The organism is Paraburkholderia sediminicola (genome assembly GCF_046026675.1).
GTDB lineage: Bacteria > Pseudomonadota > Gammaproteobacteria > Burkholderiales > Burkholderiaceae > Paraburkholderia > Paraburkholderia sediminicola_F.
In genome coordinates, this window is sequence record NZ_JAQQEY010000001.1 from 4,315,136 (window position 1) to 4,337,604 (window position 22,469).

The following is a 22,469-nucleotide window of genomic DNA, read 5'->3' on the forward strand; positions in this document are numbered from 1 at the left end:
GGCATAACGGCCACGGAGGCCGGAAAAGAGAGGTGGGGAGTTCACCGCGGAACGCGGACAGACGTAACGCATATGCCGCGTCTGCTGCCGTTTCGCCAACCTTTCATCAATGAAAAAACATTAACGAAACAGGCAAAGATCTCAATTCACTCCCGATGATATCAGGAAACTCCCCATCCTACCAGGGGTTTAGCGATCGCGCCAGGTCTCCTGCACGGGTCAGGCGCTTGCCTCGTCCAGCTCGCGGATATCGGCGCCCGTCAGCATTAAATGGACGGCGGCGGCCAGGCTTTTGAGCTGGTCAACCGAGGTCGCGCTGGCAATTGGGGCCGCTACACTCGGGCGGGCGATCAGCCATGCCAGCGCGACTGTGGCCGGCGTGCTGCCGTGCCGCCCGGCGACCCGGTCGAGCGCGTCCAGAATCCGCAAACCACGCTCGTTCAGATACTTCTCGACCCGGCTGCCGCGCGCCTTATTGGCCAGATCGGCCTGCGAACGGTACTTGCCGGACAGAAAGCCGCTTGCAAGGCTCCAGTACACCACCACGCTGAGCTGATTAGCGAGCGCCACGGGCTCGATGTCGCGCTCATACTCCGCGCGGTCGTACAGGTTGTACTCCGGCTGCAACAACTGGTACTCGGGCAGCCCTTGCTGGCGGGACACGGCGAGCGCTTCCTCGACACGCGCGCCGCTGTAGTTCGACGCACCGATCACCCGCACCTTGCCTGCGTCGATCAGCTTCTGATACGCGCCGAGAGTTTCGGCCAAAGGCGTTTCGGTGTCGTCATCATGCGAAAAATAGACATCGATGTAATCCGTCTGCAAGCGGCGCAGCGAATCTTCGACTGCCGCCTGAATATTCGCCGCCGACAAGCCCTTGCGCTGCGGATGCTTGGAAACCTTGGTGGCGAGCACAATCCTGTCGCGCTTGCCGCTCTGCCTGAACCACTTGCCGATGATGGTTTCCGATTCGCCACCCTGGTTACCCGGCACCCACGCGGAATAGACATCGGCGGTATCGATAAAGTTAAGCCCCGCATCGACAAATGCATCCAGGATCGAAAACGAGGTCGCTTCATCGGCCGTCCAGCCAAATACATTGCCACCGAACATAAGCGGCGCGACCTCTAATTCGGAACGTCCAATCCGGCGTTTTTTCATGATTTTTCCAGGGTTTGTCACAAGAGAAAAGGAGAATACGCCGTCTTTTCAATACCTGCAGTGGATCTCCCGAACAAGGCTGCAAGCGGCTTACAGACGGGTGGCAGCCCAACCGGCTCGAAAAACAATTGGGTCGCTATTGCACAAAGTTCCTCAAGTTTTTTTTAGATGCGCCGTCAACCTTCACTGAGGCGGCCAGCAATGAACGAGTGCTTCCGCCGATGCCAACGTGGCGTATTGGGCTCAAGGCTTATTTAGGAGATTTTCATGCTCGGAATCAATAGCAACATCAACTCGCTGGTTGCACAGCAAAACCTTAATGGCTCGCAAAGCGCCCTTTCGCAAGCCATCACCCGTCTGTCGTCGGGCAAGCGCATCAACAGCGCGGCTGACGATGCAGCAGGTCTGGCGATCTCGACGCGTATGCAAACGCAGATCAACGGCCTGAACCAGGGCGTGTCGAATGCGAATGACGGCGTGTCGATGGTTCAAACCGCATCGAGCGCACTGTCCTCGCTGACGTCGAGCCTGCAACGTATTCGTCAGTTGGCCGTGCAAGCATCGACCGGTTCGCTGTCGTCGAGCGACCAGGCAGCTCTACAGAAGGAAGTGGCAGCACAGATCTCTGAAGTGAACCGTATCGCGTCGCAAACGACGTACAACGGCACGAACATTCTGGACGGCTCGGCAGGCAGCCTGACGTTCCAGGTCGGCGCGAACGTTGGCCAGACCATCAGCCTGAACCTGAGCCAATCGATGTCGGCAGCGAAGATCGGTGGCGGCCTGGTCCAAACGGGTCAAACGGTCGGCACGGTCTCGGTCAGCGTGGACACGGCGGGTGTCTACACGACGGCTTCGGCGCCGGCAATCACGGCAATCAACGTGCTGTCGGACGGCAAGGGCGGCTACACCTTCACCGATCAAAACAACCAGGGCATTGCAGCGACCGTCGCAGCCGCAGTTCTTGGCGCAGGCGCAACAGCAGGTACCGGTACCCAAGGCACGGCCCTGGCACTCCAGGCCGCTGCAACGACGACGGCAGGTGCAGGTTCCGCTGCTCAGGCATCGGCAGTCGCACAGATCAACGCGATCAACAGCCCGCCGACGGTTTCGAACCTCGACATCAGCACGGTCACCGGCGCAAACGAAGCGATGGTCTCCATCGACAACGCGCTGCAAACCGTCAACAACCTGCAAGCTTCGCTGGGTGCCGCACAAAACCGCTTCACGGCAATCTCGACGTCGCAGCAAGCTGAGTCGACCGACCTGTCGTCGGCACAATCGCAAATCACGGACGCCAACTTCGCACAAGAAACGGCGAACCTGAGCAAGGCGCAAGTGCTGCAACAAGCTGGTATCTCGGTGTTGGCGCAAGCTAACTCGAACCCGCAGCAAGTTCTGAAGCTCCTGCAGTAAGAGCTGACGCAGTAAGGTGATGCGCCGCGCGCAAGTGCGGCGCATCACCGGGTTTCAAGCAACGGGAGGCATGCCTCCCGCTGTGCATTCCGCTCAAGAAGTGATGTAGCATCGCGCACCACCCAATACAGATTTCCAGACGCCCGGAGCCTCTGCATGTCCTCGATTTCAACCACGTCCACTGCTGCGTCGACCGCCGCCGCCAACTCAGCGCTGCAGTCGGCCGCTCAATCGATCATCAGCGGCTCGACCGGCAACTCGTCGATGGATGTGTCGACGCTCGTTACGGCACTCGTGAACGCGAAGACCGCAGGGCAAACCGCGGCTTTGGCGGCACAGCAAACCACGGATAGCACCACGTTGTCCGCATATGGTGCCCTGAGCTCCGCGCTAAGCGCGTTGCAGTCGGGCATCACGAACCTCGCCGACGGCACCACGCTGTCGACTTTCTCGGCAACCGCGAGCGGCACCGGCTTGTCAGCAACGGCCGGTGCGGGCGCAGTGGCCGGCAGCTACTCGGTCGCGGTAACGCAGATCGCCAGCTCGCAGGCTTTGTCCTCGGCGGCGTTCGGCGCCACCACGCAATTGGGCACCGGTACGCTGACGGTTTCGCTCGGCGGCAAGTCGATGGACATCAGCGTCGACAGCACTAACAACACGCTCTCCGGCATCGCCTCCGCGATCAACTCCAGCAGCAGCAACCCCGGCGTCACGGCGACCATCGTGACCGGAACGGACGGCGCCCACCTCGTGCTGCGCGCGGCGAACACGGGTGCCTCCAACGTCATCAACGTCTCGACCAGCAATGTCACGTCCGACACCGGCCTGTCGAGCCTCGGTGTGACCTCGACTGCCAGCACCACGGGCGGCCAATCGTCGATCACGTCGGCGAATTCGAGCAGTGCCTGGACGCAAAGCGCGTTTGCTCAGGACGCGGAATTCACGGTGGGCGGGATCGCTGCCAGCAGCTCAACCAACTCTGTGACGAGCGCCATTTCCGGTGTCACGATGAACCTGACGGCGGCATCCACGGGCACTACGCAGACGCTGACCATTGCGACGGATACCACGTCACAGAGCACCGCGATCAACAACTTCGTCAGCCTCTACAACACCGTCGTCACGACGATGTCGACGCTCACGTCATTCAACTCGTCGTCCTCATCGCAAGGCCCGCTGCTGGGCGACTCGACGCTGCAGACGATCAAGAACGCGCTGGCATCGATCGTGGGTGGCTCGGTGGGCTCGGGCAGCACCGGCACCACGCTGGCATCGATCGGCATCACGTTGAAAGACGACCCGGCAGACGGCACGATGGTGGTCGACAACACGGCACTGAGCACCGCGCTAACGGCCAATCCGGCAACGGTCGCCTCGCTCTTCAACTCGACCAACGGCATCGCCGAACAGTTGAACAGCAGCATCACCACCTTCACGCAGACCGGCGGCATCATCGATACGCGCAACAGCGCGCTGAACGCCGACTTGAAGAGCATCACCACGCAGCAAACGGCGCTCGCCGACTACACGGCGCAATTGACGAGTCAGTATCAGGCGCAGTTCACTGCCCTGAACACGCTGATGGCGACGATGAACAACAATTCGCAGTACCTGACCGCCCTGTTCGGCGGCACGAACAGCGCCGGCGCGCTGGCGACCAACAAGAGCTAAGCCATGGACCCGATCGAAATGAACCAGTCGGAGTTGGTCGAACGTCTGCTGTCGATCACACGGGAAATCGAACAGGCGGCCTCACTGGCCGATTGGCCGGAAGCGGCCCGCCTGACCGAACTGCGTTCGCCGCTGCTAATGTCGCTGTCGGCAGATCAGGAACCGACCGCGCTTGAAATGATCCGTCGGATTCAGGACATCGACGCAGCGCTGCTCGCCGATGCGGAAACCACGCAGAGCGAACTGCACATCGAGTTTGAAGCGGCAATCGGGCGGACCAAGGCCGCCGGCGAGTATCAGCGAATGGCCCGACTGTAAGCGGGCTAAAGGTCCGGCGGCCGCTCCTGGCCCAAACCGAACCGCCGAACCGCGGGATCGACCCGCAGAAAGGCGCCGCAGCATTGAACTGCAGTACCAGACAATAAGAACTACGCGCTGAAGTAAGGGCGCGCTCGTTCCTTCAGCCCGCCTCGTGCGGGCTTTTTTCTTGGCGTCCCGCCTTCCGCCGCCGCGCCCCATGCGCTAAACAGGCGGCTTTTTTACCGTCATCTCCGCGCATCGGAAACGCCCTCCCCGTCGCACAATTTCCGTCATAGACCATTCTGCGCTGACACCATGACTCTCCTGCACGAGCAGCCGACCGCTGAACCCTTGACGCCCGAACAGCAGTTCGAGCATGACATCGCTCTGGTTTTGCAGACCGCGCTAGCGCATCACCACAAGGGGGAGTTCGACGACGCCGAGGCGCTGTATAAGGCGATCCTCGAAGCAACGCCCAGCCACACCGACGTGCAGTACAACCTCGGCGTGCTGTACGTACAGCTCAGTCGTCCTGTCGAGGCCCTGCCGCACCTGGAAGCCGCGCTCGGCGGCGCGCCGGACAACGGGCAATTCTGGGTTGCTTACATCAATGCCTTGATTGACGCGGACCAGACCCAGGCGGCGTGGCTGGCACTTGAAATGGGGCAGCAAAGAGGATTGAAGGGGCCGGCAGTCGACGGACTGATTACGCGGATGGCGCGCGGCGGTGCCGGGTTCGCCACCGCCGCCGTCGTACCTGTCGTTGCATCACCGGAATCCACTGCGACGGTGGTCATTTCGACAAATCGGGACGGCTCGGAGCCCGCAACGGCAGCACTCGACACGCGCCGCCCTTCTCCACAAGAAATAGGCCGCTTCAACACGCTCTACGCCAGGGGTCACGTTCCGGATGCCATCAAGCTCGGACAAAGCCTTACGGAACGATTTCCGTCGAGCGGCCTCGCATGGCGTTGCCTCGGTATCGCTCTGCATAAGGCTGGCCAATACAGCGATTCCGCCGAGCCCCTGAGAAACGCCATAAAGTTTGGTAGCGACGATTCCGATGTTCGGAAGGCGCTGGCCGACTTGCTGCGCTTGCTCGGTCACTATGTCGATGCAGAAGCCGAGTGCAGAAAACTGCTCGAATTGCATCCGGATCATTCAGAAGGTCATCGTATCCTTGGCATGGTGCTCGCCGGTCTGGGCCGCACCCGCGAAGGGATCGCCGAGTGCCGTCGTGCAACCGAACTCGCGCCCGACTACTCGGAGTCACATAGCACGCTGGGTGTCGTGCTGCTTAACGCCGGCGCTACGGACGAGGCCGAGCTATGCTTTCGCCGCGCGCTCGAGCTCGATCCCAAAAATGCACCGACGCGCAGCAATTTGCTCTTCACAATCGCGCACAACCCTCACATTGCCCCTGAGCAAATCTACGCCGAACATCGCGAATTTGCCCGGATTCATGAAGCATCGCTACGCTTGCCGAAGCCGCGTCACACGAATAGCCGCGCGCCCGATCGCCAGTTGAAAATCGGCATCGTCTCCGGCGACTTGTTCCGACACGCAGTCGCCTCCTACCTGATGCCGATCATGGAGCCGCTCGCGAAAGACGAGAGCCTGCAACTCCATGTCTACTACAACCATGTGCAAGAGGATGACTACACGCAGTGGTTGCGCGGCCAGGCCGATCAATGGACCCTGGTCACAGGCATGTCGGACGAGCAGTTCATCGCCAAGGTTCGCGCCGACAAAATCGACATCCTGATCGACCTGAGCGGGCATACCGGCCGTAACCGACTGCAGGCGTTCGCTCGCAAGCCGGCGCCGATTCAGGTCAGCTGGATCGGATACCCGGCGACGACTGGTCTCGACGCGATGGACTACTACCTCAGCGACCGCTTCTTTACGCCGTTCGGCGACATGGAGCAGCAGTTCTCCGAGAAACTCGTGCATCTGGCAGCCATCGGGCCGTTCCAGCCGGACAGGAATGCCCCGCCGGTCAACATCCTGCCGGCCATGCATAACGGCTACATCACGTTCGGCAGTTTCAACCGATTGAACAAGTTGCGCCCCGACGTGATCGCCGTGTGGGCGAGATTGCTTCGCGAACTGCCCACTGCCCGGATGGTGCTCGGTTCGATGAACGGCGACGAAGGCGACGAAAACCTCATCAACTGGTTCGTCAACGAAGGCATTTCACGAGACCGCCTGACTTTCCGTCCGCGTTCCCGCGTAGAGGTCTACCTGCAACAGCACTTTCAGGTCGACATCTGCCTCGACACCTTCCCCTATACCGGTTCGACGACCGTTCTGAACTCGTTGTGGATGGGCGCGCCTACGCTGACGATAGCCGGCAAGACCATGGCGAGCCGGGCAGCGACGGCCTGGCTCGCCCATTCGGGTCTCGACGCGTTCGCGGCCGAAGACGCGGATGACTTCGTGGCAAAGGGTGTCAAGCTGGCCTCCGACATCCCCGCACTCGCCAGCATTCGCACGGCGTTGCGGGAGCGCTGCATACAGTCGCCCCCGTTCCAGCCGGAAGTTGTCGCAGAAAGCCTTTCACGCGCATTTCGTACGATGTGGCAGCGCTGGTGCAACGATCTCGCACCGGCCGCCTTCAGCGCGCATGATCCGAAGCAACAAGCGGCGCCCCGGTTCACACCGCATAACGGCCGCCATCCGTGACCCGGACTAAAAAACAGTAGCGAGGAAACCATGGGCTCAAGCGCTCCTCTTCGTGCGATCGCGTCGCTGGACGACGAACGCATCTATGTGACCCAGCCGCATCTGCCGCCGCTGGCCGAGTTCCTGCCGTACCTCGAAAAGATCTGGAACAGCAAGATCCTCACCAATGGAGGACCGTTCCATCAGCAACTCGAAAAGGCCCTTTGCGAATATCTGGGTGTCGAGCACCTCGCATTGTTCGCAAACGGCACGCTGGCGCTCGTGACGGCGCTGCAGGCGCTGCGCATCAATGGCGAAGTGATTACGACGCCCTATTCGTTCGCAGCGACCGCGCATTCGCTCCTCTGGAATGGCATCAAGCCGGTCTTCGTGGACGTCCATCCGGACACGCTCAATCTGGACCCGGAGAAGATCGAAGCGGCGATCACGCCGCAAACCACGGCCATCATGCCGGTGCACTGCTACGGCCATCCGTGCGATGTGAAAGCCATCCAGAAGATCGCCGACAACTACAACCTCAAGGTCATTTACGACGCCGCGCACGCGTTCGGTGTGCAAACCGAAGATGGCAGCGTGCTCAAGCACGGCGATCTGTCGATCGTCAGTTTCCACGCCACCAAGGTCTTCAACACGTTCGAAGGCGGCGCGATCATCTGCCCGGACGCGAAGACCAAGCAACGCATCGACCATCTGAAGAACTTCGGTTTCGTGGATGAGGTGACGGTCGTGGCAGCCGGCATCAACGGCAAAATGAGCGAAATCAATGCAGCCTTCGGGCTTCTGCAACTGCAGCATGTCGATAATGCGCTGGCAAAACGCAAGGCGATCGACGCACAGTATCGCAAGTTGCTGGCTGACGTGCCCGGAATTCGCTGCCTCGCGGACGCGGGCGAAAAAGTCGCGAACTACGCGTACTTTCCCGTTCAGGTCGAAGACGATTTTCCGATCAGCCGTGATGCACTGTATGACCACCTGAAGCAACACGAAATCTATGCGCGACGCTACTTCTACCCGCTGATTTCCGAGTTCCCGATGTATCGCGGCCTGCCGTCGTCGCATAAGGACAATCTGAGCGCCGCCAGCGCGGCGTCGAAAAGAATCTTGTGCCTGCCGATCTATCCCGATCTGAATCCCGTGCAGGTTGAACGCATTGTGAGCATCGTCGCCGGCATTCAATGAGTTGAGCCGGCCTAAAAAGCGGAACATGGGCAATGCAAAACATCGTGCTTGTCGGGTCGTCCGGCCACGCCAAGGTCATTATCGACATCGTTGAAAAGCAGGGGCGCTACCGGATCGCCGGGCTCATCGATGCTTTTCGGACGGTTGGCGAAGAGACCCTCGGTTACCGCGTTCTCGGCGGCGAAGCTGACCTGCCAGGCCTGGCGGTAGAACACGATCTCGAGGGCGTCATCGTAGCGATCGGAGATAACAGCGTTCGCGCCAGCGTGGCCGCCAAAGTGGCTGATATCTGCCCGCAATTGCCGTTCGTGAGTGCTGTGCACCCTGCAGCCAGCATTGGCAAGGGGACGAGCATCGGCTCCGGCACGGTCGTCATGGCGAGCGCTGTTATCAACGCCGACTGCCGCGTAGGTCGGTTCTGCATTGTGAACACGAAGGCGTCGCTCGATCACGACTGCGTCATGGAGGATTTTTCGAGCCTCGCGCCGGGCGTGACCACCGGCGGCAATTGCCGCATCGGCAGCCACGCCGCCGTGAGCATCGGCGCCGTATTGCGTCATGGAATCACGATTGGTGAGCACAGCGTAGTGGGCGCCGGATCAATCGTTCTGAAGGCAGTCGATGCTTTTTCAGTGACGTACGGAAACCCCGCAAAGAAAATCCGGAATCGCCAAAAGGGCGACAAGTATCTTTAGTCTGAATCCGCCGCCCCTCGCTTCACCGCCTGAACCGCCCGCCCCCGCCGCCAAACCGCCGCTGCGGCTGAAACTGCCCACTCGCTCGCGCATTCCCAAGATCGTGCCCTTGCTTGAGCGAGTCGAGCCGCTGGGTCTGACCGGCGTTCGGCTGAACCGGCTGCCAGCCGTCGGCGCTGTGCTGCTCCCAGCCACCGCCCTGATCATGCCGGTAGACGTTGCCGTCGCTGCCCGCATACACGTTGCCGTTATTCCATGCAACAGCCCGCCCAGTGTCCTTGTTGCCCACAATGCCTTTGGTGCCCGCCTCGTGATCGCCTGAATATGCGTTGCCGGTCACGCCCGCTTCCGCCGCGCCGTAGCGCCCGGTCTGCGCGTTGTAGCCGGCGCGCTGCCTACCCGCCGCATAGTCGCCCGTGCCTTCATTACCGACCACGCCGCCGCGCGCCGCGCCGCTGCGTCCGGTTGACGGATTGCTGAACGAGCCTTGCCGCCCGGCCGCGAAGTTGCCGTTGTATGCATTCTCCACAGCGCCACGGCTCGCCTGGAAATGACCACCGGTATACGGATTGAAACCGGATGCTCCCGTTCCCGCCCAGCTATTGCCGGTCCAGCCGTTCCAGCCGCTCGCGTGAGTGACGGTGGCCTGCCCCCAGCGGCCGTAGATATTGGCCTGGTTGACGTTGGCGTATTGCCAGCTCCACGGGCCGCCGCCCCAATACGGCCCCCAGTACGGCGACGGCGCGCCCCACGTGGCGCCGATCGCAAAGCCGAAGGCGAAGCCCACCGTCGTGCCAAGCGCGAAGCCCGCACCGTAGCCATAGGTGGCCGGGTAGCCGTAGTAGACGTCGCCGACATACGGCGCGTATACATAGCCGGTGCCGTACACAACGGTGCCGTCCGCATTGACAACCACACCCATGTAGCCGGGCGTATAGCCGACCACCACCGTATCGGGCGTCGCCGAATAGACGTGAACGTACGTCACGTAATGCACGGGCGAAGCCGCCGGAATCGTATAGATCGCAGCCGGCACGGTATCGGCGACCTGCCACGGGCCACTCGCCGCGCTCGCCGTGAACCAGATGCCGTTGGCAACCGCGAAGAATTGCGAAGGCGCGGTCTGGATCACCGGCGTCGCGGTATTCACTGCGTATGAGAGCGACGTGCCCGCAATGCCGACGAACTTCGGCGCGCCGTCATAGACGACCTTCAGCGTGGCGGTCTTGCGCGACACAGTCGCCGTCTGCGGAATGGTTGCGGCAATAGCCGCCTCCTTCGCCTGCGGCGTGCCGGGCACGGAGACGAGCGCATTCGCGTGCGGGTCATCGGCAGCGATCTTTGCGAAATCAGCGGGCAGGCTCTTGCCGTCGACGAAAGTCCAGGGTCCAGCGAGGCTCGCTGCGGTGAACCAGCGGCCCGACAGCAGCAGGTAGTAATGATTGTCGCGCGGTTCGACGAAGAGCGCGTGGTCGGCATTGGCGACAGAGAGCAGATTCACGCCCTTTACCGGTTGTAGCGCCGGCTTGCCGTTCGTCACCACCAGCTCGGCCGGCTGTGCGGCGACTACAAGGTCCGGCGCCTGCGCTGGCTTCTTGCCGTCGGCGGGCAACATCGCGTCGGACTTCAGATTCGTTTGCGCTTTGTTCGCCGCGGCGACCAGTTCATGCGGCGGCGTCGCGTTCAGATGCCACGGACCGTCGAGCGAATTCGCCTCATACCAATAGCCCGCGGCGTTCAGATGCAGCGCGCCGCTTGCGTCCTTGAGCAGCATCGCTCGTGTGTTGATCAGGCGTTGGTAGTGCGTGTCGCCGAGCGCTCGCCAGTTCGCGTCGCCATCGACCAGCACGAGCAGCGTGGGACGTTCGGCAAAGATGATGTTCGGTACGTTGTTCTGCACCGCGAGGCCCGGTTCGCTGCCTTCGTGGGTGCTGGCATAACTGGCCTGCAGCTGTTCGAGCGAAGTGATGAGTCCGTCTTTAGGTATGCGCGCCTGCAAGGCTGCTTTGACACCAGCGGCGGCGGACGGCGTGGACGGCATGTCGACCTGGTCGAACTCGACGTCGAGCAGCTGCACCGTCGAACTCGTCTTATCGACTTCGGCCCGCGCGGTGAAATGCGCGACGCCGTAGTTCGGAGTGGCGCTCTTTGTGCCGACCGCGAAAGCCGCGCGGCCTTCGATCCGGTTGCCCTGCCACACTTCCACCTGAGGCTGATACAGCTCGATGCGCTGCTGTGCGCTATCGAAGTCGCGCGGCCAGACGGTCGGCAGCGGCTGCACGGCGGCAGCGGCGAGCGCCTGCCCGGGTGTGACGAGTGTCACCGCAAGCGACGTGCAGACACCCGCGAGCAACAGCAAGGACCGCTTCATCGTAGTTTTCATTGTGCATCGCTCCATGAGCATTGACGGCGGGATAGACCGGTCATCGGACGCGGCGGGCTCGGTCGGCAAGTCAACCGAGCCCCGCTGATCGGCAAGGATGCGAATTTGCTCCTGCTCGCCGTCAGCGTGACCTCCATATCAAGCAATGCCATCCTGCTCTGTGCCGACGCATCAAGTATTCGTCGCGGCCATCGCCTCAATGGATTCACTTTTTTGCGCGCAGCAACTCGGTCAGGATTTCCATTGACCGCCCCTCGTCTGCCGTCAGGTCAACAAGGAAAAGGTCGTTATGTTTCTTTATCCACGGCAGCGGCATATCCCACCATTCGAGTTCGAGCAGTTTCTCGCGGATACGCTCGGAGAAACGAAACCGAACCAGGCGTGCAGGGCTGCCCACATAGATGCCGTAGGGCTCGCTTTTAAAATTAGGCGGGACCAGGGTTCTCGCCCCGACAACACATCCGTTTTCGATGGTGGAACCGCCAAGGAACATCGCTTCGTCGCCGATCCACACGTCGTTACGGATTACCGTGTCGCTGTATTGGGGCGGTGGCACGTTGCTGAGCCCACTAGCGAAAGCGCTAAGCATCGACATTGAAATCGTCCGCATGTCGTGCTGGCCATTCAGCAAGAACTTCAGTCTCAGGCCGCCCGCGACATATTTTCCGACTACAAGCTTCTGCAACCCGGCGTCGTATTTGGCGATCGAGCCGACACCTATTCCCGAACACTTACCAATCGTGAAGGTCCCGACCTTCGCTTCTTCATCCAGCCAGTCGCGAAAGAAGTTATTCGGGATCGTTGAGATCGACCCATCCTGATATCCAAGCACGATAAAAGCTTTCGAGAAGGGGTGTTGGGCCTGAACTCCGATAAAGTCGTCTGATGTCGTTACGTTCATGATGGTCAGCAAAAAGTGGTTCGCATCGCGTCGCCGGTCACGCCTCAAAATATTAAGATCGCGAATGGCGACGATGGTCATGAACAGCATATCGGCGAGCACAACAGCGCGCTTCGTCGATTAGGGCCGCATTTAACGACCACTTCGATGCATAACCACGATTTACGGGTCGCTGCCGTGCGCGAGGTCCCGGTCGCCTGCTGACCGCCCCCTCGCGCGTATGCCTGTTACGGCGTCACAATGTTGAACATCGGGTTGAAGCTGTCAAGCATGCTGAACAGTTCAGTCACCTTCTGCGAATCGCCGGCCACCTTGGCCTTACCCGACTGCGTTTCCTTATCGAGCGTCTGGCCGCCCATCAGCAACGATGCGAACTCGTCCTTGCTCATGGTCAGCGTGGCGTCCGCATTCGGCAGCGTCGCGTTCGGCGTGTAGATCAGCACCGAATTGCGCAACTCAATTGCGTACTTTTCGCCGTTGCCGAGATCCCAGTTGATCGTCGTATGCTTGCCGTTCGCCTTCGGACCGTTCAGGCGGATGCCCATGTAGTCCAGCAGCAAGGACGGGTTCATCGCCGCCACCGCATCCGGCGTCACGGTGTTCACGCCCGGTACCTTCGGCACGCCGTTGCGCAGTTCGTATGCGCCCATCAGGTATTCGTTACGCCACGTCGGGTTTTCGGTCTGGTAGCCGAGCTGCTCCAGCGCGTCCGCTTCGAGATTGCGCGCCGCCTTGTTCTGCGGATCGGCGAACACCACCTTGTTCATCGCAGTCGCGACCCAGCGGTAGTTACCCTTGTCGAAGTCCTGCTTCGCCTTCGCCATCACCGCATCCGCGCCGCCCATATAGCGCACGAACTCCTTCGACTCTTCTTCCGGCGGCAACGGGTGCAGGTTCGCCGGATTCGAGTCGTACCAGCCGAGATAACGCTGGTACACAGCCTTCGAATCGTGATTCACCGAGCCGTAGTAGCCGCGGTTGTACCACTTCTTGCCGACGGAGTCCGGCACCTGGATCTGCTCGCCGATCTCGGTCATCGTGTAGCCCTCGTTCGCGAGGCGCAGCGACTGATCGTGGATGTACTTGAACATGTCGCGCGTGCCGGCGATATAGCTGACTGCCCGGTCCTGCCCCCATGTCGGCCACTGATGCTGCGAGATCACGACGTCGGTCCTGTCGCCGTAACGCACGATTGCTTCGTTCAGCACCTTCCACCAGTTCGCCGCATCGCGCACCTGCGCGCCGCGCAGCGTGTACAGGTTGTGCAGCGTGTGCGTGGTGTCTTCGGCGGTATCGAGCAGTTTGAACTGCGGCATGTAGATCAGCATTTCCGACGGCGCTTCCGTGCCCGGCGCCATCTGGAATTCGAACTGCACGCCACCGATGGTGCGTGTCTCCCCCGTCTTGCTGATCGTGTCGGTCGGCGCAATCAGACCGAGCGTACCGAACGAGGTAGTCTTGCCAAGGCCCGCATCGACCTGGCCGCGCGGGCTGGGCGGCAGGAACGCACCATATTGATAGAGGGTGCGGCGGCCCATGGCATTGCCGGCAAACACGTTTTCACTGACGGCTTCGGCGAGGAAACCTTCCGGCGCGATGATCTTCACTTTGCCGCTCTTCACGTCCGCTTCATCGACCACGCCCTTCACGCCACCGTAGTGGTCCGCGTGGCTGTGCGTATAGATCACGGCCAACACGGGCTTTTTCGGGCGATGCTGGTAGTACAGGTCGAGCGCGGCGCGCGCGGCTTCCCGGGTGACCAGCACGTCGATGATGATGATGCCGTTGTCGCCCTCGACGATCGTCATGTTCGCCAGATCGAGGCCGCGCACCTGGTAGACGTGATCGGTGACCTTGAAGAGGCCGTTGAACATGTTGAGCTGCGCGTTGCGCCACAAGCTCGGATTAACCGTATCGGGCGCCTGGCCTTGCAGGAATTTGTACTTGTTCAGATCCCAGCTGGTGCCGCCGTCGTCGGTCTTGATGACGCCGTTCGGGATCGTCGCGATGAAACCGCGCTGCGCATCTTCGAAGTCCTGCTTGTCGTCGAACGGAAGTTGCTTGTAGACCTCGGCGTTCTCCTGCTTCGTGAGGGCCGTTGCGTCCTTATTAGGCGCGGCGGTTTGCGAGAAGGCTGCGTGCGACATGCAAAGCGTAGCGACAGCGACTGTGACAGCGGTGAGCCGCTGATAGCGTTTTTGTTTTTCCATCGTCATTTCCTCGAATCAACAAGACATCGGCAAATACATGCCGAACCAAACAGCTTTGAATTGCGGCCTGTTTCAACCCGGCGGACCAACGGATGCCGGACCGATAAGCCGTCTCCTTTGCGAACCTCGATCGGGCAACGCCGATCGTTCGGGTCAGCGCCAGGCGCTGCCCACCTGCACGTAAAACGCGTTCTGCCCCGGCCCGTGCGCGACGTCGATCCCCATCGTCACGCCGAGCTTGCGAGCAATCAGATAGCGAAACCCTGTGCCGAAGCCGAACGCGGTGGGCGCATCCGAAAACGAATGCAGATGGCCATAGGCTTTGCCGACACCGCCGAAGCCGAGCACCGACCAGCGCGGCGTGACGTTCCAGCGGATTTCGGCTTCCGCGGTGAGCTGGTTGTTGTCCTGGAACTTCGCATCGGACACACCGCGCAGCGACACATACGGCTGCGCGAAAAACGGAATGTTTCCCTGCGAGAAGCCGGTGTCGGCACGCAGGCCGAGCACCCAGCTCTTCGACAGCGGAATCCACTGGTAGCCGCGTGCCGTCTGCTCCTGAAAGGAGGTGGAACTGCCGAGGCCGCCGCGCGCGAGGTCCGCTTCAAGCTCCGCATAGGTGCCACTCGATGGATAGAAGATGTTGTCGCGCGTGTCGTAATCGACCACCACGCCACCCTTGGCGACGCGCTGATCTTTCTCGAACTGGCGAATCCCTTCCGGAATGATCGGACCGAAGCGCGTACTCGCGTCGAAGAAGGTGTAGCGCGGGCCGATATACCAGTGGCTATTGCCGAGCCTGAACAAGACCTGCTGCACGAGCGCGATACCATCGAGCTGATAGGCGCGCGGCTGATTCTGGATGCCGTAGTAGTTCAGGTGCAGCCCGACCTTGCCGATCACGCCGAGATAGCGGATGTGGTCGTCGTCCCATGTGTGGAAATGCATTAGTCCCGCGCCCCAGCTATGTGTGCCGGTCGCGAAGCCGGCAACGCCGGTGATGTTCGGCGGCGCTTTGGAGTCGTCGGGCGCGTCGGCGCTTTTCTTCGGCAGCGAGAAATAGAGCAGGCCGAGGCCCAGCCCGTAGCCGACCGCTGGCTCGGTGATCAGCGTCGGCACAGGCAAGACGCCACTATGCGTCAGTAGCAGATTGCTCAAGTCGAAAGCACCGTCTTCGGGATCGGTGAATTTCGACGCCGCGCGACCGTGGGCCGACACGAGCAGCAACGCCGCGACGACCGCCGCGGCGCGCAGCGCCCGTTTGCGGGGCGCCTCGAACTCGGTGAGCGGAGCGGCATCGAAGGGAAACGGCACACACGAAGAGCGGCGGATCACCAGATGGATGCCCCGTTACTTGAAGGTGGCGCTGATCGACAGTTCCACCGCATTCCCCTTCGGCCGGTTGCTGACGTTAAATTCATTGACCCAACGCAGCGATGCCGACACCGGCGTTTTCTGGACCTTGCCCGACCACGTGACCATCGGGCCGATACCCACCGAATGCCCTTGGTTGCCGCCGGTGACATCGGCTATTCCACCGCTGTCATGACCGAGCTGCTGGATATAGCCACCCACTACACCCACGCCCCAGCCGCTGCCGAAGCGCTTGAGCGCGAGCAGGTCGAGCACGCTAACCGGTGCGTTGTGATAGTGGGTATCGTTGTTCGGCGTGTAGAAGCCGACGCCGTAGTTCAGCGAAAGCTCGATCTCTTCTTTCGGGAACAGCTTCGTGTAGGAGACAGTCGGCGTGAAGGTCCACGTGTTCTGTCCGGCATTGGCGAGCCGACTCGTGCTGTAAGCGCCGGTCGGCGCGTAAATCTGCACGCTGAACGCGATGTGATCGGTCTTGGTCAGGTGATAGCCCGCCACCACTGGCGTGAAGAAGAGATCGGCGAACTGCGTGCCGTGATCATTCGGCAGACGGCCGTGAAACGACGAGATGTTGGTGTACTGGATCGGCACCCCGAACGACGACGCAAAGTTCCAGCCGCCCAGCGTAATGCCCCACGTCTTGACCGCGTTGAGGATGGTGTACACAGCCGTGACGTCGACGCCCGCCGTGATCTGGCCGGCGATCGGAATCGTCTTGCTTGCGCCGAGCGAGCCTTCGTAATAGATCGTGGCGGCCGAAACGATCCAGTCGTCCGTGGGCGGCACGACGCCTGCGTACGGCGTGACCTGCATGCCAGTGATCGGCCTGCCGATGCCACCTTCAGTAGCCCACGCTTGCTGCGAAAGACCCACGCCGGCAGTGGTAAGAAGCGCACCCGTGCACAACCTGGCGAGTGACCGGCTTGCGGACAAACGGTTTGTGCGGCTCATAGTCATCCTCATGAAATTAACTTTCCGCACTTCCAGTTTGCGGAACAAGGTTTTGACAAACCGCGGCGGCAGGCCGCACGCGTGCACATCGGCGTGTTTTCTTACGGTTCACGCACAACCGGCGGCGGCGTCCAGCTGCCGTCGAGCGCCGGTTGCTGCGGCCAATAGGCGCGTACGTACAACGAGAACGCTTCATTGGCCGGAGCCGGCAGCCAGTTGGAGACCTTGTCGTCGCCGGGGCTCGTGTTCTGCACGTAGAGCGTCAACGAGCCGTCTGCATTGAACTTCAGGTCCTTGTTCTTGGTGCCGAGCGAGTAGCGGTTCTGCGGATTCGGCGAGAAGAAGTGATGCGAGTTGTACAACGTGAGCGACCAGAACCCTTTGACCGGCGGCAGCTGATCCTTGGCAAACGTCACCGTGTAGCGTGCGTTGCCATCGAGACGCTGACCGGATGCGTCGGCATCGGCGTAGAAATACTTGGTCTCGTTAGGCTTGTTGACGAAGATGTTCGACTTCGCCACCGCCGTGCGCGTGAAGTAGTCCGTGCCGAACGCGGCGCCGTTGCTGATGGTGTTCCAGTTGGCCGGCAGCCGCCTGCCAAAGGTGTTGAAGTTAAACAGCGGCGTGACCAGATCCGCTTCGGCCTTGCCCCCTTCGTCGACAATCGCGGCTTTGATCGCCGGATTTTTCTGCGCCGCCGCGATCAGTGCGCGCGCCTGCGCATAGAGCGCCTCTTCGCCGCGTTGCGGCGGGGTCTCGTCGAGCACGGTGGGCAGCATGTCCCAGAAACGGTTTGGATCGACCCACTTGATCTCTTCGGCGTTGCCACCCGTCGCACCACCAGCCTGACCGAAGCTCGGCAACTTCGACCAGTCAGTCTCCTTGACCTTGCCGTCGTAGTCGGCGAGCGGATACAGGCCAACCTTCGCAAGCACCGACTGTACGGCCGCGCGATCTTCAGGCGTGTCATCCATGAAAACGCGCGGAATGAAACTGCCGACTCCGGTAGAAGAGCGGAACACCTGGCGGATGCCTTTCGGCACCTGGCCGTGCCAGTCAGGGCCCGCCAAGAGATAGAAGCCCGGACGTGTGCCGTACATCTTGCCGAGACTCGCGAAACCGTCGGTACGCAGATCGACGGCCTGATAGACCCAGAAGCGTTTGCCGAAGTCGGGCACCTGCACGACCACCGGCGTCTGGTTCAGATCAAGGATCGATGAGCCGTAGACCACGTCCTGATTCGGACACGCGACAAATCGCTCCTGCGGCTGAATGTAGTCGCGCAGCATCGACAGATGATTGGGCGGCGCGACCGGCACAATGCCGCCGTTCAAACCCGGCTGCGGGACCTGCTTCATCGCCAGCAGGCGGCCGTAGACGTTCGCCATCGGCCACGCCCAGAAGTAAGTCTGGCGCGCCACCAGTCGTGCGTATTCTTCAGAGATCGCGTAGCCGGCCACCGGGCCCGGCACGGACGCCATCGTGGCCGTCGCATGGGCAGGCTGGTCCTGCTGCGTCTTCGCCAGAATGGGCGCGGCGACCGACGCCAGGACGGCGGCCGTGACCCATGTCGCGGTTTTCTTGTTCATATTGTCCTCAGGTTCGGCCATGCGCGGCTTAGCGCTTTTGCAGCTCAGGAAATTTCCAGGCGCCGTCCAGCACGCTCTGGTCCGGCCCGTAGATCCGCATGACGAGGTCGTACGCACCGCCCGGCGCCGGCAGCCAGTTCGATGTCTTGTCCGCACCCGGCGACGTGTTCTGCACGTAGATATCCAGCGAGCCGTCGGCGCCGTATTTCAGCCCCCTGGTGCGATCGCCGATCGAGTAACGGTTGATCGGATTCGCGACCAGATGGCGCGCAGGCAAGTCGTACAGCGTCATCGACCAGAAGAATTTGGCGGGCGGCAGGTCCTTCTTGTCGAAGTGCAACACGTACGGCTGCGAGCCGAGCAGTTGCGCGTGTTCGCCGTTCACGCGCGTGCCGACGTACACCGCTTCTTCCTTGGTGTTGCCGTAAATCCCCATCGCCGCCGCGACTGCGCGGGTGGTGTAGTCGTCCTTCAGATCCGCGCGGCTGCCGAACAGGCTGAACGAGCCGGTGGTGTGTTTTTCCGCATCGGCCAATGCGGCTTTGCCGTCGGCGACACCTGCTTCAAGCGCGGCGCGTGTTTCCGGCGGCAAGGCGGCCGGATCGAACGACGCGCCTGGCGCAATGCCGATCTTCGCGAAGCGCGTCATCAATTCCTGCTCGGACGGTGCCGGCGGCTGCGTGAACTGCAGCATGAAGTTCAGATAGGCAATGAAGTCGACCGAGGTCGCCTTCACTTCATCCCACTTCGGAAAATCAAGCTTCGCGACGGGTGGCGGGGCAGCCGTATGTTCGAAGGCGGACAGCGGTGTGAGCTTGTATTGCTTCTGGATCGCCTCGACGTTTTTGACGTCGCTCGCGCCGTTGAGCGCCGTGCGGCCGAGCGTCAGGATCAGGTCCGTCTCGGAGCGGAACACCTTGTCGATGCCCTTGGGCGTATCGCCGTGCCAGTTCGGGCCGGCGAACAGATAGTGGCCCGCGCCGTTGCCTGTGGCGCGCGAACCGACGTACGCGAAGTTGTAGGTGTACAGGTCGATCCACTGGAAGACGTAGTAGCGCTCTTTCGGCACTGCGGGCACCGTCAGCACCCACGGCTCGCGACGCAGATCGAGCCATGCCCACGAGTACGGCGTGTCGTTGTTCGGCGTGACGATGTCCTTGTTCTCTGGACCGTACGGATGCGAGTAGTTGCGGAACTTGCCGAAGCCGCCCACGTAAGACTTCGAGCTGGAATCGATCGCCTGCTCATAGAGCGTCTTGTAGTTGAACAGCATCGGATACGCGTAGAGGAACGCGTCTTTGGCGATCGCGCGTGCTTCGGCCGGGGAGGCCGTGACGGTCGCAGACGAAGCGGCGGCCTGGGCGGCGGCTTGCGTGGCCGGCAACATCGTCAGCGACAGTCCGGCAACGACTGCGCCGATTTGCAGACATTTGAGCAGTGTCATATCTGTTTTCTCTCAGGTTCTGGTCTATTTGCCGAACGTCATATTCAAGCCCGCGAAGATCGTGAACTTCGGCACCCCCGCGCCGGAATGGGCAACGGAGTACTGCGGTTCGATGAACGCGTTGTAGATGGTCGAGCCGCCTTTCCACGCCTTGCCGGCGCCAAGGCCTACCGGGATGTAATAGCTGCCGTGCTGCAGGTCGAAAGTCCAGGTGCCGGTCGAACGGATATACCAGCCACCCGGCAGGTTGAAGATGCCGAACGGCTGCGCGGTGAGCGATTGGGTAGTGGGCCGGCTGCTTTGCCCGGCGAACGAGTGTTGCCACTGCACCAGTGCGCCGAGGAGCCGCGCCTTCGTCGCGCTAACGGCGACTGCGGCAAGACCGGCCTGCCACTTGCCGGTGCCGAGGCTCGGGTCAGTGGCGGTCGGCATCGTCACGAGCGGGCCGACGCCGACCTGCACGTCGCCTTGGGAGAGCAGGAAGATGTCGAATAGATTCAGGTCACCGAGGCCGGTGTTGTAGCCACCGCTCGGATCGGGACGCGTGCTGACCGGTAGCGTGGCCCGGAAAATTTCCGGCACGCCGATCAGGCTGTTCGGGCCGATCGGCACGGTGGGGCGCAAGAGCAGATCGTTGGTATGCGCGCTCGCGCCGAACACGCTTGGCGTGTAGTAATTCTGGATGTTGAACGAAGCTGCCAGGTTAAGCGGGTTATTACTTTTATTGGCTTCGTCGGCCGAGGCCTGAGCGAACGCCGGCGACAACAACACCGAGGCGGCGTAAAACGCTGTCGACCAACCCACAAATCTACAACCCATTCCTGCACCTCGTTTATGGGCATTTTTTATGGGCGAACGCATTCCCTTGCTCAATGCAAATAAAGCAAAAGAAATAGCATACGCATTTTCGAATTAAATCGAACTAATCGCGGGCGTGAGTCTACCCACCCGGCAGTCACGCACAGCCGGGGAAATATGCAAAGCAGATGAGGCCGCGCGATTAAGTCGCGCTAAGTCTCTCGAACCAGCTGGAAAGGCTGTATGGCCGGATATAGGGCTTGCATGGACGCTCCTTTCAGATTAAAGAGACGCTGCACCAAACGAAGCATGCGGGAGGTAAAAAGTTCACAACGGGGGACACCGTGGCGGAATGGTAGCAAACGTTTCAGCAGATTACAGAGATAAATTTGTAACACAAACGAAAGGTCGGCGAATTCCGCCCGAATTAGATTTTTATAGCCATTCGCATTGCATATTTTTTGCTATCGCTGAGAGCATTTGTTCGTCTGATTCATAAAAAATCACACAGCGTCATATGCCATTACAAACTACCGTCATTGGCGCCACCGCTCAAAAAAAGCAACAGAATGGGCTGCAACATTCAGTGCGCCCCATTAGACTGGCGCTCGCTTTAGATTCGATCCACCGCTTTTGATGAGGCCTTCATGATTCGCACGATGCACCGGTACTGCATTGCTTTAACCGTTGTGGCTCTTTCCGCTTGCACCGTTACGCCGCACCACGACGCGAGCGATTCGCCGGCCGAGGCGTCGACCGCCGCAACCCTCGCATCGTGGAACGATTCTGCGACCAAACGCTCGATCGTCGATTTCGTCACGCTGGTCACCACGCCAGAGTCGAAAGATTTCATCCCGCGTGCCGACCGGATCGCCGTGTTCGACAACGACGGCACGTTGTGGCCGGAGCAACCCGCCTCGGTGCAACTGGTGTTCGCGCTGCAACGGGTGAAGACGGTGGCCGGGCGGCATCCGGAATGGAAACGGCAGGAACCGTTCCGCTCGATTCTGAAAGGCAATCTGAAGAGTATCGCGGCGAGCGGCGACGCCGGCTCGATGAGGCTGCTAGCGGCGGCGCATGCCGGCATGACCGGCGATCAATTCGCCGCGCTCGTGCACGAATGGTTCGACTCCGCGAGCGACCCGCGCTTCAATCGCCCGTACTCTGACCTCGCGTATCAGCCGATGCTCGAGTTGCTCGCCTATCTGCGCGCCAACGGCTTCAGGACCTATCTGGTGACCGGCAGCGATGTCGAGTTCGTCCGTGACATCGCGCAGCGCGTCTATGGCATTCCGCCCGAGCAGGTGATCGGTAGCACCGTCAAATACAAGTACAGCCAGACGAACAGCGCCGTCGCGTTGACCCGGCTTGCGCAAGTCGACACGCTCGTCGACGGCGCGGCTAAACCACTCGCCATTGACCGCGTGATCGGCCGGCGTCCGGTGATCGCGTTCGGCAATGCGGACGGCGATGTGCCGATGCTCGAATGGACCTCGGCCGGCGACGGTCCGCGCCTCGCGGCGCTGCTGCACCACACCGACGGTGAACGAGAGTATGCGTACGACCGCACGGCGAAAAACGGCAAGCTCGACAAGGGTCTGGACGAAGCCGGCACGAAAGGCTGGCTCGTCATCGATATGAAGGATGACTGGAAGACGGTGTTCAAGCCGGATAGCACGGCAACGGCTGCGGCACCGTCCAGTTAAGGGCGGTTT

The 22,469-nt window shown here is 61.1% G+C and carries 15 protein-coding genes and 1 pseudogene; 7 read left to right on the forward strand and 9 right to left on the reverse strand.

The features are described from left to right. Positions 1-219: 219 nt before the first annotated feature. Positions 220-1,161 (reverse strand): aldo/keto reductase, encoded by a 942-nt coding sequence (locus PQQ86_RS19055; protein ID WP_408269668.1) that lies wholly within the window; start codon positions 1,159-1,161, stop codon positions 220-222. 267 nt (positions 1,162-1,428) lie between these two features. Here PQQ86_RS19055 and PQQ86_RS19060 point away from each other — a divergent pair, with 267 nt between their 5' ends. The 6 genes from PQQ86_RS19060 to PQQ86_RS19085 all read left to right on the forward strand — a co-directional run bounded on the left by PQQ86_RS19060 (position 1,429) and on the right by PQQ86_RS19085 (position 9,107). Continuing rightward, positions 1,429-2,577 carry a flagellin gene (locus PQQ86_RS19060; RefSeq protein ID WP_408269671.1) on the forward strand — a complete coding sequence of 383 codons (1,149 nt, stop codon included), beginning with the start codon at positions 1,429-1,431 and terminating at the stop codon, positions 2,575-2,577. A 156-nt stretch (positions 2,578-2,733) separates the two neighbouring features. Then, entirely contained in the window at positions 2,734-4,248 is a 1,515-nt protein-coding gene (gene fliD, locus PQQ86_RS19065; protein WP_408269674.1) for a flagellar filament capping protein FliD, read from the forward strand. A gap of 3 nt (positions 4,249-4,251) precedes the next feature. Then, positions 4,252-4,566, forward strand: a complete 315-nt coding sequence (locus PQQ86_RS19070; protein ID WP_408269676.1) for a flagellar protein FliT — start codon at positions 4,252-4,254, stop codon at positions 4,564-4,566. Between the two features lie 306 nt (positions 4,567-4,872). Further along, positions 4,873-7,233 (forward strand): tetratricopeptide repeat protein, encoded by a 2,361-nt coding sequence (locus tag PQQ86_RS19075; RefSeq protein ID WP_408270359.1) that lies wholly within the window; start codon positions 4,873-4,875, stop codon positions 7,231-7,233. 30 nt (positions 7,234-7,263) lie between these two features. Beyond that, positions 7,264-8,412 (forward strand): dTDP-4-amino-4,6-dideoxy-D-glucose aminotransferase VioA, encoded by a 1,149-nt coding sequence (gene vioA / locus PQQ86_RS19080; protein WP_408269679.1) that lies wholly within the window; start codon positions 7,264-7,266, stop codon positions 8,410-8,412. Between the two features lie 32 nt (positions 8,413-8,444). After that, the gene (locus tag PQQ86_RS19085) at positions 8,445-9,107 is read left to right on the forward strand and encodes an acetyltransferase (protein WP_408269682.1); all 663 of its coding nucleotides are present in this window, start codon (positions 8,445-8,447) and stop codon (positions 9,105-9,107) included. Here the strand turns inward: PQQ86_RS19085 and PQQ86_RS19090 are convergent. From PQQ86_RS19090 to PQQ86_RS19125, 8 genes and pseudogenes are all read right to left on the reverse strand, one after another. After that, a pseudogene (locus tag PQQ86_RS19090) lies at positions 9,042-11,490 on the reverse strand (carbohydrate-binding family V/XII). The gene PQQ86_RS19085 and the pseudogene PQQ86_RS19090 overlap by 66 nt on opposite strands. 205 nt (positions 11,491-11,695) lie before the next feature. Next, positions 11,696-12,391, reverse strand: a complete 696-nt coding sequence (locus PQQ86_RS19095) for an LbetaH domain-containing protein (protein ID WP_408270362.1) — start codon at positions 12,389-12,391, stop codon at positions 11,696-11,698. Between the two features lie 227 nt (positions 12,392-12,618). Then, positions 12,619-14,601: an alkyl/aryl-sulfatase gene (locus tag PQQ86_RS19100; RefSeq protein ID WP_408269684.1), complete on the reverse strand. Its 1,983-nt coding sequence runs from the start codon at positions 14,599-14,601 to the stop codon at positions 12,619-12,621. Between the two features lie 153 nt (positions 14,602-14,754). After that, a complete protein-coding gene (locus tag PQQ86_RS19105) occupies positions 14,755-15,936 on the reverse strand; it encodes a BamA/TamA family outer membrane protein (protein ID WP_408269688.1) in 1,182 nt (393 codons plus the stop codon). 15 nt (positions 15,937-15,951) lie between these two features. Then, entirely contained in the window at positions 15,952-16,923 is a 972-nt protein-coding gene (locus PQQ86_RS19110; protein ID WP_408269691.1) for a SphA family protein, read from the reverse strand. Positions 16,924-17,024: 101 nt separating this feature from the next. Further along, positions 17,025-18,512 (reverse strand): DUF1254 domain-containing protein, encoded by a 1,488-nt coding sequence (locus PQQ86_RS19115; RefSeq protein WP_408269694.1) that lies wholly within the window; start codon positions 18,510-18,512, stop codon positions 17,025-17,027. A 28-nt stretch (positions 18,513-18,540) separates the two neighbouring features. Next, the gene (locus PQQ86_RS19120; protein ID WP_408269698.1) at positions 18,541-19,956 is read right to left on the reverse strand and encodes a DUF1254 domain-containing protein; all 1,416 of its coding nucleotides are present in this window, start codon (positions 19,954-19,956) and stop codon (positions 18,541-18,543) included. Positions 19,957-19,980: 24 nt separating this feature from the next. After that, positions 19,981-20,775: a hypothetical protein gene (locus tag PQQ86_RS19125; RefSeq protein WP_408269703.1), complete on the reverse strand. Its 795-nt coding sequence runs from the start codon at positions 20,773-20,775 to the stop codon at positions 19,981-19,983. Between the two features lie 626 nt (positions 20,776-21,401). Here PQQ86_RS19125 and PQQ86_RS19130 point away from each other — a divergent pair. After that, complete coding sequence (locus PQQ86_RS19130; protein WP_408269706.1) at positions 21,402-22,460, forward strand: HAD family hydrolase; 1,059 nt, start codon at positions 21,402-21,404, stop codon at positions 22,458-22,460. The last annotated feature ends 9 nt before the right edge of the window (positions 22,461-22,469 follow it).